Raw genomic sequence first — 15,754 nt, forward strand, 5'->3', positions numbered from 1 at the left:
TGATTTAAAAACAATATTTTAGCTAAAAATAATAATTTGATGAATACTTTCGAAGAAAAGAGGAGTTTACTTTTAGAGATGATTGCTTTTTCCACTGTTGATGGACATTTGCATAAGAGGGAATATGATTTTTTAGCAATTATTGCCAGGGAATTGAGTTTTGATGTAGCAGTTTTTAAAGATTTGTTTCATCAGGAATTACCACAATTACCTATTAAAACAGAGTTTTTGCGCATTCAGCAATTTTACAGATTGGCTTTGTTGATGTATTGCGATGGTGTTTTGCATAAAAAAGAAATGACAACTATTCAGCAAATAGCGATTGATATGGGGCTTAATCCTATAGCGACAAAACGAATTCTTAAATTGATGAATGAAGCGCCCAATGCTATTATCGATGGCGAGATTTTATTGAATGTTTTTCAGGAGCAACACAATTAAATTTTTATTAAATATACTACAATGATTATTAGTTATTTGAATTTTTTTATTAAGAACTAATTAATTAGGATTTCTCTAAAAAAATAATTTGAAATAAAAATCTTATTTATTTCAAATTTTTGCAAAAATTTAACATTATCATTTTTTTTTTTAATAAAACATTTATATTTGTAAATCAACAAATAAAATGCTTATGAAAAAAATTACTCTTTTATCAGGTTTAGGTTGTTTATTTTTACTTTATTCGTGTGCTTCTAAAGCTCCAGTAGTAAAGTTATCTGGGCCACAAGTTACCGCAAGTGCTAAAGAATTAGTTAGAATAACGGATGATGTAGTGCCTGAATTTCAGCCATGTTTATCTCCTGATGGTAAAAAATTATTATACGTAATTAGAGATGATGCAAATACTGGATTCAGTAAATGGAGTATTAGATTAAAGAACGATGTAATGTTACCAGGTTTTACTCCATTAATTGGTAATAAAACAGATAGACCGTCATGGACTGATAATGAGAATTTTATTTTTACTTATTATGCTTCTAAACCAACTATTGCAGTGACAAGTGTAAACAAACTAGGGTTAACTTATATCGGTCAAAATGCTTATGGTGATTTCGATGCTGATGCTAGTCTTTCTCCTGATAATAAAAAAATTGTATTGACAACTACTCTTCAAGATACAAGAAATATTTGTCTTGTGAATAAAGATGGAAGCAGTTTTACAGTACTTTCTGAAGGGATAAATCCAAAATGGAGCCCAAAAGGAGATAAGTTACTTTATACAAAACTTTCTGGAGATTTTTTCCAGTTATTTGAATTAGACTTGAAATCATTTCAAAGTACTCAAATAACTACCGGCGAACAAAACTCTACTAATGGTGCTTACTCTCCTAACGGGAAGCATATTGTATACATCGGTACAAAAGATAAATTTAGCCATCTTTTTGTAATGAAAATAAATGGTACTTCTTTAACTCAAATTACAAGTGGGGATTCTAATGAAACTCAACCATTTTGGGGTGTTGATGGTAACATATATTTTTCTTCTACTGCTGGTGCACGTCAACCAGACAAAGCGGCTAGTAAAATAGGAAATGTTTTTGCTAGAATTTCTTCAAACAACATAACTCAAGAACAATCAGCATACTCTTATCCTTATACTGATATTTGGAGAGTTCAACCTTTGATTGTTGAATAATGTATAGCTTATGAATTGAACGTTCATAAGAGAAAATAATATTAAAAAGAGCTGTAATATATTCTTACAGCTCTTTTTTCTTTTTATGTAGAGTTCGATAATAATTAAACATAGGATTTATGTTGGCCTGATTTTTTATGACAATTGCCCTTGTAGCACTTTTATTTCATCACGTAATTTTGCGGCCTGCATAAAGTCTAATTCTTTAGCTGCTTTTTCCATGTTTTTTCGTTTTTCTCGAATACGTTTCTCAATATCGGGTTTTGATAGATATTCTGTAACTGGTTCTGCTGCAGTTGAAAGTGTATAGCCTAATTCGTAATCTGCTAAAGGATTTTTGGTAAAGGCACTTTCTATTTTTTTATTTAATGCTTGAGGAACTAAATTATTTGCAGTATTGTAATTAATTTGCTTGGTTCTGCGATAATTGGTTTCATCAATGGTTTTTTGCATACTAGCCGTAATTTTGTCCGCATACATAATTGCTTTACCATTTAGGTTTCTCGCTGCACGTCCAATTGTTTGCGTAAGCGAACGATGGCTTCGTAAAAAACCTTCTTTGTCTGCATCTAAAATTGCTACCAAAGAAACTTCAGGTAAATCCAAACCTTCACGTAGTAAATTCACACCAATTAATACATCAAAAATTCCTTTTCGTAAATCTTGCATGATTTCTATTCGTTCCAAAGTATCTACTTCAGAGTGAATATAGCGACAACGAATATTAACTTTGGTTAAATATTTAGCCAGTTCTTCCGCCATTCTTTTGGTTAAAGTCGTTACCAAAACACGTTCATCAATTTCTGCCCGAACCTGAATTTCTTCAATCAAATCATCAATTTGGTTTAAACTTGGTCGGATTTCAATAATGGGATCCAATAATCCTGTAGGACGAATCACTTGCTCTACAACAACGCCTTCCGTTTTTTGCAACTCATAATCGGCTGGTGTTGCCGAAACATAAATTACCTGATTTTGCATCGCTTCGAATTCTTCAAACTTCAAAGGACGATTGTCCATTGCTGCGGGAAGTCTAAAACCGTATTCTACTAAATTTTCTTTTCGGCTTCTGTCTCCGCCATACATAGCGCTAACTTGAGAAAGTGTCACGTGACTTTCATCTACCACCATTAAGTAATCTTTCGGGAAATAATCGAGTAAGCAAAAAGGTCTGGTTCCTGGTAAACGTCCGTCAAGATAACGAGAATAGTTTTCGATTCCAGAGCAATAACCAAGTTCACGAATCATTTCCAAATCAAAATTGGTACGTTCTTCCAATCGTTTTGCTTCCAAATGTTTGCCAATTTCCTTGAAATAATCGACCTGTTTTACTAAATCTTGCTGGATTTCCCAAATGGCATTTTGCAAAACATCTGGAGAAGTCACAAACATATTAGCAGGGTAAATGGTCAGTCTGTCAAATTTTTCAATAACCTGTGAGTTCTTTGTATCGAAACTTTCAATTTCTTCGATTTCATCACCAAAAAAATGGATTCGGTACGCTTCATCCGCATAACTCGGATAAATATCTACTGTATCACCTTTTATTCTGAAACTTCCGGGATTAAAATCGGCTTCAGTTCTGGAATATAAACTTTGCACCAATTGATGCAATAATTTGGTACGAGAAATAATTTGTCCTTTCTCAATTGGAATTAAGTTTTTCTGAAATTCGATAGGATTTCCAATACCGTACAAACAGGAAACCGACGCCACTACCAAAATATCTCTTCGTCCGGAAAGTAACGAAGCGGTGGTTGACATTCGCATTTTTTCCAGTTCTTCATTGATAGATAAATCCTTTTCGATGAAAACGCCAGTTACAGGCATAAAAGCTTCTGGCTGGTAATAATCGTAATAAGAAACAAAATATTCGACAGCATTATTCGGGAAGAATTGCTTGAATTCCGAATATAATTGTGCTGCCAACGTTTTGTTATGTGCCAAAACTAATGTGGGTCTTTGTACTTCCTGAATCACATTGGCCACTGTAAATGTTTTTCCAGATCCGGTAACTCCTAATAAAGTTTGGAATTTATCACCATCTATAATGCCTTGGGCTAATTTGTCAATCGCTTGCGGTTGGTCGCCTTTTGGCTGGTAATCGGATACTACTTGGAAATTCATTTAATTAAGGGGCAAAGTTTTAGAACTGTAAAGGTACAAAGTTTGGATTCTTTTTTTACCAAAGTTTTAGCCAAAAAAAAACCATCCTGCTTTAACAGGATGGTTTTTAGTAAAAAAAATAGTTCTTAGAAACTGAAGTTCAATCGGGCAAAAACAAAACGACCGTTTTGACCAAATTGAGACACGTTTCTTGAATATACAAATTGGTTTGCATTTGATAAATCGATTGTTGCTGGAGCAGATGTATAATCAATAGCTCCTGATACTAATCTAGGTCTGATTGCAGTTTGCGTACCAAGATTCATATCTGGATAAATATCAAAAATATTATTAGCTCCAATAACAATTTTTGCAGCATTAGTAATTTTGAAACCAACAGATAAATCAGTAATTATTTTAGCTCCCCATATTGGGTGCTCTATTTCTACCGCTTGACCGTTTACTATAACACCTTCAACTCTTCCATCTCCATTTACATCCGCAGTATTTGGATCGGTAACTTTACCGAAATAAACATTTCTCAAAAAGAAATCGAATTTTTTGTAAGTAATAGAGTTAGTTAAATTAGCTTTTACTCTAGGAATTGCTTCTTGTAAATAAACTCTACTTGCTTCAGAATAGTATCTGTTTATCTGACCTGCAGCTTCTAATACTGGTGAAGCGTGAATTTCTCCCACTCTGTAAGTTTTAGAAAAAGTTCCTGATAAATCTGTTTTTAAAGAAACGTTATTTCCAAAGCTTGTTTTATGACTTATGACAACATCAATTCCTTTTGATTCCGTATCAATAGCATTAGCAAAGAAAGTTGCTGCAGTTGCTCCGGCTGTATCAAATAATGCATTCAAAACTGCATTTGGAGATCCAGCTGCAGGAGTTCCGCCCGGTCTTGAAAATTGATCGGTAAGAACAACTCTGTCGTCTATTTTTACAATATAAGCATCAGCAGTCAAGGTTAAATTGGCTTCTGGTATTTTAGCAGTAAAACCAACACTTGCACTTTGAGATTCTTCTTGTTTTAATTTAGGGATTCCTAATAATTGTGCTGCTTGCGAGTCATTACTAAAAGTTCCTACTTCAAATGGTACGCCACCTACGAATTGTGTAGCGGTTGAATTGAAATAGATTTGATGTAACGATGGCGCTCTAAATCCAGTTGAAACAGCCCCACGTAAATTGATATTATCGGTTAGTTTATAACGAGTCGCTAACTTGAAATTAGTTGTGTTTCCGAAATCAGAATAGTTTTCAAAACGGACTGCACCGTTTACTAACCATTTGTTAGTAACGTCTAATTCTAAATCAGTATAAAGAGCTACACTATTACGGTCTTTATCAATGGCATTTGCTGGTCTGAAACCTGGGAATACTTGAGCTCCTCCTGGTCTGGCTGCTCCAAAAAAGTCAGTAACTCTGATATTTGCAGCTGTAGTTCCTGTTACTACACCTCCATTAATGTCATATTGATTGTAAGAATCAGGCTCACCTGCATTGATTTGGAAGTTTTCATGACGGTATTCTGCACCAAAAGCAACGTTTAATCCTTCTAAGACATCAAATTTTCTGTTCATGTCAAAATTAGTAGTGTTTTGCGCAAAAGCTAATCCACCAGCATCAAATTCCGTAGGAGAATTTTCTCTTAAAGAAGCATTTACTGTATTTTCAACTCCATAATCAAAAGCATTTCTTCCAAAAGTATTGCTTAAATCAAAATTCCAATTTTCGAATAGCATACCTCTAAGACCAGCTGCAACGGAGACGTCATTGATTGTAGAATGAATTTCCGGTAAAAAACCGTTTAAATATAATCCTGTGTATGATCTTGCTTGATTCGGTCTTCTGTAAAAACCTGCAGCTTCACCATTTCTGTAACTAGTTCCACCAAAAGCATACGCTTCTAATTTGTCATTTATTGGATAAGCAGCATTCAAAAAGAACTGGGCACTTTGCAAGGAAGATTGTCCCACTCTCATATTAAAATCTTTTCTTTGAAGACCTCTATATAATAATTCTCCTTCGGTTGCATCAAAATTTAATGCTGTCTGCATTTGAGAAATACTAGTTGCACCAAGTATTGCAGTTTGCTGTGCACCTGTAAAATAAGATACACCCGGAGCATACTGTTTTATAGTGGTAAGAATTTGAGCTGTATTTGGAGTATTTGTTATGTTTCCAAACAATGCATTAATATTTGTTCCAGCTTCTGCAGCTCTTTGTTCAACAGCATTGTACCCATTGAATAAAGTTCCGGTTACATCTTTTGCTCTACTTGTAGCATCACGCAATTGGAAACTACCAGTAGCATTAATGAAACTTTTTTCTTTACCAAGACTTGTTCCGTAGTTTAAGTCTAATTGATAGTTACCACCATCGAAACCACCGTCATGATCATTAGCACCTTTAGAAAGATTTCCTCCACCAAAAAGGTTTACTTCTAATTTATTCGTGTTTTTCTTAACATTAATGTTGATTACACCAGCAATAGCATCAGAACCGTATTGTGCAGAAGCTCCGTCTCTTAATACTTCAATTTTTTCGATAGCAAAAGCAGGAATAGCATTTAAATCTGTTCCTACAGATCCTCTACCTGGAGATCCGTTAATATTTACTAATGAAGAAGTGTGTCTTCTTTTTCCATTTATTAAAACCAATACTTGATCCGGTCCTAAACCTCTTAATTGTGCAGGGTCAATGTGATCCGTTCCATCAGCAACCGTTTGAGTGTTTGATGTAAACGATGGTGCAACCATGTTCAAAATTTGGTTTAAGTTTACTTGAGCTCCTTGTGAAGCAATCTCTTTCATAGAAATCACATCAATAGGCACAGCAGATTCTGTTACAGTTCGTGCAGGATTACGGGAACCTATCACAACAACATCTTGTAATGTTTCTCCACTTCCCGTTAAAGTAACGTTTAATGTAGTCCCAGTTACAGTTACCGATTTAGTTTCAAGTCCCACATAAGAAAATTGTAAAACATCTCCAATCTCGGCACTAATGGTATAGTTTCCTTCGATATCAGTCGTTGTACCTTTTGTAGTTCCTTTTACGAGAATCGTTACACCAGGTAAAGATTCTCCTTTTTCATCAACTACGCGGCCTTTAATAATTTCAGCCATTGCGTTTTGATTTAAAGTCGAGAAAACTTCTCCATTAATTCCTGTTTTTGCAATTCCTTCCTTTTGTAAAATAATTTGATTGCTTACTTCAGTGTAATTAATTTTTAGTGGTTTTAAAATGCGGGTAAGTACACTTGATAATGCTTCATTATTAGCATATACACTCACTTTTTGATTCAATTGTGACATTCTCGAATTATACGAAAATTTTACATGTGCCAATTTCTCAAGTTTAGTCAGCGCAGTATCTAAGTTCAAGTCGGTCACGGTAATAGTTACCTTTGTGTCCAGCTTTTTTTGACCTCTGATATTGTTCGCTATTGTTACACTTGAAAAGACAAGGGCTAAAACAAATTGAAATAAGGTTATTTTCATAATTCGAATTAGTAGTCGTTGTTTAAGGACGGTTTTTTTCATAGTTTTGGTCTGTTTTTATTAATATTCGTTAGTTAGGGTATTTGTAGAACACAGCAATTACTCTTTACAGAGAGTGAATTGATTTTATTCAAGGCGTCGGGAATGTTACAGCATTTTCGGCGCTTTTTTATGGTATACTTTAATTCATAGGCGAGTTACTGTTAGTTACATCCATCTGATATAATAATAATTTGGTTGCCATTCATTTCATAACTCGTATTGTTTCCAAGACTTTTACAAATAATTTTAAGCTTTTCAGGCAAAGGCTGATCGCTTAAAGATGTGGTGAGATAGCAGTCTTTTAATTTTGTTTGAGGGAAATCAATTTTTACTAAATACGCCTGCTCAATAGTTTTGAAAATTTGCGCCACAGGAATATCGGTGAATTCGAATCCCAATTGCTCTATATTGCTGGTCGAACGGCTTAATGATTCGTCCTGTGTTATATCCGTAATTTTATTGAAACTTAAGTTTTTTCGAACGAATCGTAAGGCTTGATTCGGTAATAAAACAATCAATTCGTCTTTTGTATTTGAAATTAATTCATTAGATCTTACTTTTACTTTTCCAGTTCGAACTACCACTTCTACATTTGGCTGATTAGCGTATGCTTTTATTTTAAAACTGGTCCCAACTACTTTAGTAACGATTTCATTTGCAAATACAAAAAACGGTTTTTTAGGGTCTTTACTGATTTCGAAAAAGCCTTCACCGGAGAGGTACACTTTTCTTTCATTGCCCACAAATATTTTTGGATAACTTAATTTACTGTTGGGTTGTAATAAAACAGAACTACCATCGGATAGGGTTATAATTTGTGGTTTGTCTGAATTATTAGTTTGTTCAACCAAACCTTCCTCATTTTCATTGATCAATTCACTATAACTTAACGCGGAGTTTTCAGAACTGCTGCTTTGATTGTACAACCAGCCGGATAAAAGACTTAAAACCAAAACTGCGGCAACTCCGTTAAACCATTTTTTTCTCAAAAGTTTAAGAACTGGTTTTTCGGTGTCTTTTTTATTTTCTTCTGCTCTTTCAATTTTTTCCCAAGTAGCTTCCAAAGCATGTTGAACGTCATCCACAGCTAAATTATCAGTAGGGACTTTCATTGCTAACAACCATAATCTGGCTTCTTCAACCAATTTAGCACGACTGGAATTCTCTAAAGTCCATTCTTCCCATTCTTGTTGGTCGTCTTTGAAACATACCCATAATCGGAATGATTCATCAGCTAAAAAGTGTTCTATCTCGGTATAATTATTACGGTGTTGCATCAAAAAAAGGGGTTACAATTATATAGAGGACCATTTCTTTAATTGATACTCACTAAAACGTAAATTTTTTTGAATTTATTTTTTGTAATTTAAAATGCAAATGAAAACAGCACTAAAATAAGGAAGATATTTCCTTTCCATTCTTTGCGTAAGCTCAACAAAGCGCGGTGTAAAAGGTTGTTTGCTGATTGATAATTAATGTCAAGTGTATCGGCAATTTGGTCTACGGTAAGTTCTTGGGAATAACGAAGATACAAGGCTTCTTTTTGTCGAGAAGGTAAATCATTTATCAGATGATTGAGATGCGAAACTTTAGAAGCTGTCGTTTCATCTGAGATAAGGTTGTGTTCAATGGAGAAATCAAATAAAAATTCAACAGTATCTATAGAAGTGCTGAGGCGAAAAATACGATCTCGTTCTTGTGATCTTGTAATTCGCTTGCGAACGCATGCCAGTAAATAGGCTTTTACAACCACTTTATCACTCAGTTTGTCTCTGTAAATCCAAATATCTGTAAAAACATCTTGAACACAGTCTTGTACTTTTTCAGGAAAAGGAAGAAATGAATTTCCATAACGTACTAAATGAGAATAATGTCTTTTAAAAAGTATTGAAAAAGCATTTTCATTCCCTTCCTTCAGGCTGTTCCAAAGTGTGGAATCCTCAAGTATTTCGGTATGTAAGAGTTGCTTTTTCACAATTTATGTTGAATTAGTTCATTGGTTTTATGCGAAATTTTGATACACGTATTTTTGATATTAAATGCCAAAAAAATAAAATAAAAAAGAATAATAATGGGGTGTTAGTATCTTATTTTAAGCGCTTTTTTGGTTTGAGAATTACGATTTTCAGTTAGCTTTTTGATGCATCGTAAAAGAAATTTCTTTTTAATTATTTAAAGATTTCTTTACCAAATTTACGCAAATTTATGTTAAAATTCATTTTTGCTCTTTAAAATAGGAAGAAATACAACTATTTATAGATAGACGTATTTTTTTTTCGAGAAAATAAATTTTTAGAAGTTTAATTATAGATTTAATAATGGAGGTTTTTTAATGCCTTGATTTTAAATAAATAATTTAAGGTAAATAATGTGAAAAAGTATTTAAATATATAGATTATCCCGACTATCAAGAATGATTGTGGGATTGAATACTAAAATGGAATAGGAGTTTTATTCGAACTTCCAGGCTTTTTGTTGCGCTTCACTCAGGAAAGTCCAAGCTACAATTCGGCTTGTTTTTTGGCCTTGAGCCATATCAATCGTTTTAACTTCGACAGCGCTAACCTTGTTTAATGTTTTGTAAAGACTGGAAAGATTTTCTTTCTTAGACACTAAAGTCGTGAACCATAAACACTGCATCGGATATTTTGCACTTTCGTAAATCATTTGGGTAACGAAACCTAATTCGCCGCCTTCACACCACAATTCAGCATTATGACCACCAAAATTTAAAACAGGTTTAGTTTCGCTTCTTTCGGCTGCGCCTCGGGTTGTAGTTTTGGTGTTTTCTAAATTATTTATTTTGCGAACGGTGCTTTTTGTGGCTTCATCTTGTGAAGCATGAAAAGGAGGATTGCAAATGGTGAATGTAAACTTGTCTTCAGGAGTAATTATATTTTTAAAAATAAAACGCGATTCCGTTTGTTGTTGTAAACTGATGGCATCAATCAATTTTGGATTGTCTTCAATGATGGCGCTGCAATTTTCAATTGCTTGTAAATCGATATCAGTTCCTACAAAACTCCATCCGTAAGCTGAATTACCAATTATAGGATAAATACAATTCGCACCAACACCAATGTCTAAACCTTGAACAGTTTCTCCTTCAGGAATGATTCCGTTGTTACTTGAGGCTAATAAATCGGCGATATAATGAATGTAATCCGCTCTTCCGGGAATGGGAGGGCAAAGATAGTTTTTAGGAATATCCCAGTTTTGAATGTCATAATGCGATAACAATAATGCCTTGTTGAGTGACTTTACGGCATCAGGATTACTAAAATCAATAGTCTCGATATTATGCTCGTTGATAGAAACAAAATGCTGCAGTTCAGGAGATTTTTCTATTAATTGCTCAAAATTATATCCAAATCTGTCAAGATTTCTGGGATGTAAATTAGTCTTTTCGGTAATCGTTTTCGGTTTCATTTTCTATATTTCGATGCAAAGATAGGCATAACTATTTTGTAAACGCATAAAGACGACTTTGACCTATTAAACGAATAAAAAATAAATCATAAAATTAGAATATTGCCGCTTTTTTGAGACATAAAAACGGTTACTTTTATAAAAAATACAAATAGTATGACTTTTATGCCCGCTTCATTTAAATTCAAAAAGAGATACATAGCTTACAGTTTTATGTTTTTTTATATCATAATGTGTCAGTCTTGTATGACTATGCGATTTTCGAATAAAGAAACCATCACTTTTTTTATGCCATCAAAAATAGAATTTCAGGATAAAACAATTGCTTTTGAAGGCTATAAAATTCATTATGTAGAAACGGGTAATGCGCAAAATCCGACATTGTTTTTTGTACACGGTTCGCCAGGAAGTTGGAATGCCTTTAAAGAATATCTTAAAGACACTTTATTGTTGAAAAAATACCGAATGATTGCTATTGACCGACCTGGTTTTGGGTACAGTGATTTTGGTGATGCTCAAAATTTAAGTGTTCAATCTAAAAGAATTTCGGAGTTTATAAAAAAAATCGATAATAAAAAACAGCTAATTTTGGTAGGACATTCCGTTGGCGGACCAGTTGTGGCTAAATTAGCTGTAGATAATCCAACTTGGTACAAACGATTAGTAATTCTGGCTGGATCATTGGACCCAAAAGCTGAAAACCCAGAAAAATGGAGAACGGTTATCAAAGTTTCGCCTTTGCGGTATTTGATTCCCGGAGCATTGCGCCCGTCTAATGATGAGTTGTGGTGGCTGAAACAAGATTTAGTAGATTTAGAGCTAGAACTGAAAAACATTACTAGCGATGTTACGATTATTCATGGAACTAAAGATGTTTTGGTACCGTACAGTAATGTTGCCTTTATTCAAAAAAAGTTTGTCAATGCAAAATCAATGGATACAATAACGATCGAAAAAGCGAATCATTTTATCCCGTGGAGTCATTATGAAATTGTGAGAAATGCTTTGTTGACTATTCAATAAGTCCTAATCCAGACATTCCATCATCAATAAATCGCCTTTGTCATGTTCTATTGTTACGATGCCGTCCTTGATGACATGATTGCTGCTTCCGGTTCTGTAACCAATGGTCAGACTATCATCTTTCAACGGATAAAATAAATTATCCGAATGAATTCCAGTAACGTGACCGATGGGAATTAAAGAAATAGGAGTGTTTGCCGTGTACCATTTTTCGAATTTCTTAGGCAATAAAAACACTTTCGAGTGATCGTCCAGAATCACAATTTTCAATAGATTTCTGTATCGTGTGATGTTGGTAAGATTGGTAATGGTATGATCGGCTCTTCGTCCGGTTGCCCAAACGACATTTACTGCGGGAATTTTTCTTTCGATTAAATAGTCAAAAGCTTTTTCTAAATCGGTTTTATTCTGATCCGGAGTATGAATGATTTCGATTGGAAATTGAGATGTTCTGTAAATTTCAGGATCAAATCCTCTGTCGAAATCGCCTAAAAGCACATCGACTTTGATGTCTAATTCCATAACACGCACCATAGCCGAATCTAATACTACCACAAGTGGCGACCATTCCAGTAATTGACCCAATAGTTCCGGGTTGCAGGAAGCGCCATTGGCAATGATTAAAGCAGGTTCTTGGTCGTCGCGAACGATATGATGTGAGGACATAGTTAATTATGAATTGAAAATTACATGCAAATATACTTATTCGATAGTGTAATTTCTAATATCGACTTCACTAAGGGAAAAATAGCCCAATGGATAATTAGCCGCATCAGTGGTGTTGATGATGTTTCCTCTAACGGTTGCTGGCGGAGATTGAAACGGTCCGCCGCCATTATTTCCAGCAATACTTACTAAAACACTCATGTAATTGTAATATGCTTTAGAAATCCCGAAATGGCTTATTTCGATTTTATCGTCTTTTTTCAAATCATCATTTTGTGAGATACTGAAGAATTCGTTTCCGTTAAAAAACTCATCTTGGTCTACATAATAGTTTGATTTTACTTGGTTTGAATACACATATTTGTAGAGGTAGTAATTCGATTCACCTGCTGGATCTTGATAAAATGTTTTAATTTCGATATCAGTTCCAGTAAAACCTCCTTGGTTGTTTTGAACAATTTTTGTTACAGGCGTAACGGGTTTCAACGTTTCGGTAGCGGTATACGTATTGCCATTGCTGATCACTGTCAGTGTATAGGTTTCGTTGATTACCGGTATAAAAGTAGCACAAGTATATTCGCCTGTTTTTTGGATTTCGGAAAAATTGAAAACTACATTAGCGCTGTTTTTAATGGAAACTGTTGCTCCAGAAACTTTTGGAATTTCAGTGCTGTAAAATCCGGTGGTAGTGGTTAGTTTTATTTTCTGTTGGCTTCCTGAAGTTCCTTTTTTCCAATTGATTGCTGCTTCAATAACCAGTTTTGGTGGTGCATTGTCTAAATCTACTTCGACAACATCTTCACAACTTGCCGAAAAAACAGCAATGAAAAGTACCAGATATAGTGTTATTTTTTTCATGATTTTATTTTTTATTTCTTTGCTTTATTGAATTCGAAGCTTAAAATTTGAAATTATAACTCACCGCAGGAACAACACCAAAAATCGAAGTTTTTACAGCTTCATTGCTTCCAGTATCTGAGTTTTGTCTAAAATTGATAGAGGCGGCATTTTTCCGATTGTACAAATTGTAAATGCTAAAAACCCATTCTCCTTTCCATTCTCTGTTTTTGTTTTTTCTTGGAGTCAAAGTTGCGGCAATATCCAGATGATGGTATGCCGGAAGACGATTCTCGTTTCTCAGTCCGTAACTGGGTACATTGATTCCTAAGTATTCATATTGCCCAACGGGATACGTTACCGGTTGTCCGGTTTGCAGGGCGAAATTAGCTCCAAAAGACCATTTTTCGTTCCAATTGTAAGAAGTGGTTATGGCAATATTATGCAGTTTGTCATATACTGAATTGTACCATTGACCGTTGTTGATTCCGGTTTCTATTGACGTTCTTCCGGGAGTTTGTTGCTCTGATTTGGATAGCGTATACGAAATCCAGCCGTTAAATTTACCTTCATTTTTTCGGAACATAATTTCTAAACCATAGGATCTTAATTGACCGTTCAGGATTATTTGTTCAATGGCTTTATTGGCAATCAAATCAGCACCATCAATATAATCCAATCGGTTTTGCACTTCTTTGTAATACGTTTCTACTTCAAGCGAATACATATCGTTTTCGAAATTTTTAAAGTAGCCCAAAGCCACTTGATCGGCAATTTGTGGCTTGATAAAACTATCGCTTGGCGTCCAGACATCAAGCGGAGTAGGTGATGAGGTATTCGAAATTAGTTGTAAATACTGTACCATTCTGTTGTAGCTTGCTTTTACAGATTGGTCTTCATTGATTTGATACGCCAATGAAAATCGCGGTTCCAAGTAATTATAACTTTGAATGACTTTATTTCTGTCGTAGAACTTGGTGCTAATTGGAGTTGCTTTTTCATAAATCTGTAATTCTGAATTGAAGATTACCGGATTGTCATTTTCATAAATATTCACGGTAGATTGCCCTAAGCGATAAAACATACTATAGCGAAGTCCGTAGGAAAGTGCTATTTTACTGGATATTTCGTGATCGGCATTGATATAAAGTGCCGGTTCAAAAGCATATTTTTTATCCAATTGATCAAAATTTATTCCAGAGTCAGCATCAGATGGCTGAATAGTTCCCGGATTGAACTCGTAATAAATTCCGTTTATCCCGTAATTCAATTTGAATTTATCCGAAATATAATTCTTGAAATCGTATTTGATATTGTAGTTTTTAATGCCGGAATCCCATTTGAAACCTACAAAATCTAAATCCAGGCCGTAATAATAATCGCTGTAAATTAAAGATAAATTCGAAAATAATCTTTCAGAAAACAAGTGGTTCCAACGGAGGTTTAAAGTCGCATTTCCGTAAATGTTGGTGAAGCTTTTATTCAGGCTGAAAACATCCCGTCCAAAATAACCGGATAAATACAGGCTGTTGTTAGCATCCAATTTATAACTCAACTTGGTATTCAAATCATAAAAATATGCCGAGTTGTTTTTTTGTTCTTCGGATAATTTCAGGAATAAATGCGCATAGGAACTTCTACCGCCAATAAGGAATGAACCTTTGTCTTTTACCAATGGTCCTTCGGCCAAAATCCTGCTGGAAATCAATCCGATTCCGCCATTGACATGAAATCCTTTGCTGTTGCCGTCTTTTTGATAAATATCCAAAACAGAAGAAGCTCTTCCTCCATAACGGGCTGGAATTCCACCTTTGTATAATTTTAAATCTTTGATGGCATCTGGATTAAAAACAGAGAAAAAACCAAAAACATGCGAAGAGTTGAATATAGTTGCTTCGTCCAATAGAATCAAATTCTGGTCGGCTCCACCACCACGAACATTGAAACCAGAGGCACCTTCGCCAGCATTAGTAACTCCGGGAAGTAATAAAATAGATTTTAAAACATCGACTTCACCCAAAACAACAGGCATTTTCTTGATGGTTGAAATAGAAAGTTTATTAACGCTCATTTCGGGTTTCTTGATGTCTATTTTTGTTTTATTATCGGTAATGATAACTTCTTTCAATGCCGTTTCATTACTGTATAAATTGAAATTATTTTTTATGTTTTGGTTCAGATTTATTGATTCCTCAATGGTCTGATATCCCAAATAGCTGATTTGTACAGTATATTTTCCTTGAGGAATAGTGAGGGAGTAAAACCCATATTCATTGGTGGTTACGCCAGTTTTTAGTTCTGGAATTACAACATTGACACCTATTAAAGTTTCATTGCTGTTGGCATCAATAATAGTTCCGCTTAGCGTAAATTTCTCTTGGGCGAAAGAAAAGAACGAGGATAATAATACAACTAAAAAGGTAATAATTTTCTTTGGAGTCATTGTTTAAATTTTATCAAAAGGAAGAAATGCAAATTACATTAAATAGAATTTCAATTG

At 34.4% G+C, this 15,754-nt stretch carries 11 protein-coding genes; 3 read left to right on the forward strand and 8 right to left on the reverse strand.

Features of this window, described 5'->3' with window-relative positions:
• The first annotated feature begins 39 nt into the window (after window positions 1-39).
• Both C8C87_RS04230 and C8C87_RS04235 read left to right on the forward strand, forming a co-directional pair.
• Window positions 40-441: an excinuclease ABC subunit B gene (locus C8C87_RS04230; RefSeq protein WP_121341406.1), complete on the forward strand. Its 402-nt coding sequence runs from the start codon at window positions 40-42 to the stop codon at window positions 439-441.
• A 193-nt stretch (window positions 442-634) separates the two neighbouring features.
• The gene (locus C8C87_RS04235; protein ID WP_158589730.1) at window positions 635-1,639 is read left to right on the forward strand and encodes a PD40 domain-containing protein; all 1,005 of its coding nucleotides are present in this window, start codon (window positions 635-637) and stop codon (window positions 1,637-1,639) included.
• A gap of 135 nt (window positions 1,640-1,774) precedes the next feature.
• On the opposite strand, the gene uvrB is transcribed toward C8C87_RS04235, so the two are convergent.
• The 5 genes from uvrB to rlmF all read right to left on the reverse strand — a co-directional run bounded on the left by uvrB (window position 1,775) and on the right by rlmF (window position 10,728).
• Complete coding sequence (gene uvrB / locus C8C87_RS04240; RefSeq protein ID WP_121341411.1) at window positions 1,775-3,766, reverse strand: excinuclease ABC subunit UvrB; 1,992 nt, start codon at window positions 3,764-3,766, stop codon at window positions 1,775-1,777.
• Between the two features lie 125 nt (window positions 3,767-3,891).
• Window positions 3,892-6,882 (reverse strand): TonB-dependent receptor domain-containing protein, encoded by a 2,991-nt coding sequence (locus C8C87_RS04245; RefSeq protein WP_121343286.1) that lies wholly within the window; start codon window positions 6,880-6,882, stop codon window positions 3,892-3,894.
• Between the two features lie 578 nt (window positions 6,883-7,460).
• Entirely contained in the window at window positions 7,461-8,576 is a 1,116-nt protein-coding gene (locus C8C87_RS04250; protein ID WP_121341414.1) for a FecR family protein, read from the reverse strand.
• Between the two features lie 89 nt (window positions 8,577-8,665).
• Window positions 8,666-9,274: an RNA polymerase sigma factor gene (locus C8C87_RS04255; protein WP_099715989.1), complete on the reverse strand. Its 609-nt coding sequence runs from the start codon at window positions 9,272-9,274 to the stop codon at window positions 8,666-8,668.
• 476 nt (window positions 9,275-9,750) lie between these two features.
• Window positions 9,751-10,728: a 23S rRNA (adenine(1618)-N(6))-methyltransferase RlmF gene (gene rlmF / locus C8C87_RS04260; RefSeq protein ID WP_121341417.1), complete on the reverse strand. Its 978-nt coding sequence runs from the start codon at window positions 10,726-10,728 to the stop codon at window positions 9,751-9,753.
• A 288-nt stretch (window positions 10,729-11,016) separates the two neighbouring features.
• Between rlmF and C8C87_RS04265 the strand changes: the two genes are divergently transcribed.
• Window positions 11,017-11,751: an alpha/beta fold hydrolase gene (locus C8C87_RS04265; RefSeq protein ID WP_158589731.1), complete on the forward strand. Its 735-nt coding sequence runs from the start codon at window positions 11,017-11,019 to the stop codon at window positions 11,749-11,751.
• A gap of 3 nt (window positions 11,752-11,754) precedes the next feature.
• Here the strand turns inward: C8C87_RS04265 and C8C87_RS04270 are convergent, their stop codons facing one another.
• From C8C87_RS04270 to C8C87_RS04280, 3 genes are read right to left on the reverse strand one after another with little or no spacing between them, the layout of a single operon-like run.
• Window positions 11,755-12,417 carry a thiamine diphosphokinase gene (locus tag C8C87_RS04270; RefSeq protein ID WP_121341423.1) on the reverse strand — a complete coding sequence of 221 codons (663 nt, stop codon included), beginning with the start codon at window positions 12,415-12,417 and terminating at the stop codon, window positions 11,755-11,757.
• A 36-nt stretch (window positions 12,418-12,453) separates the two neighbouring features.
• A complete protein-coding gene (locus C8C87_RS04275) occupies window positions 12,454-13,275 on the reverse strand; it encodes a DUF4249 domain-containing protein (protein WP_121341425.1) in 822 nt (273 codons plus the stop codon).
• 40 nt (window positions 13,276-13,315) lie between these two features.
• A complete protein-coding gene (locus C8C87_RS04280; RefSeq protein ID WP_121341428.1) occupies window positions 13,316-15,697 on the reverse strand; it encodes a TonB-dependent receptor in 2,382 nt (793 codons plus the stop codon).
• Between the last annotated feature and the right edge of the window lie 57 nt (window positions 15,698-15,754).

The sequence above is a fragment of the Flavobacterium sp. 120 genome (assembly GCF_003633605.1).
In the GTDB taxonomy this organism is placed as follows: Bacteria; Bacteroidota; Bacteroidia; order Flavobacteriales; family Flavobacteriaceae; genus Flavobacterium; species Flavobacterium algoritolerans.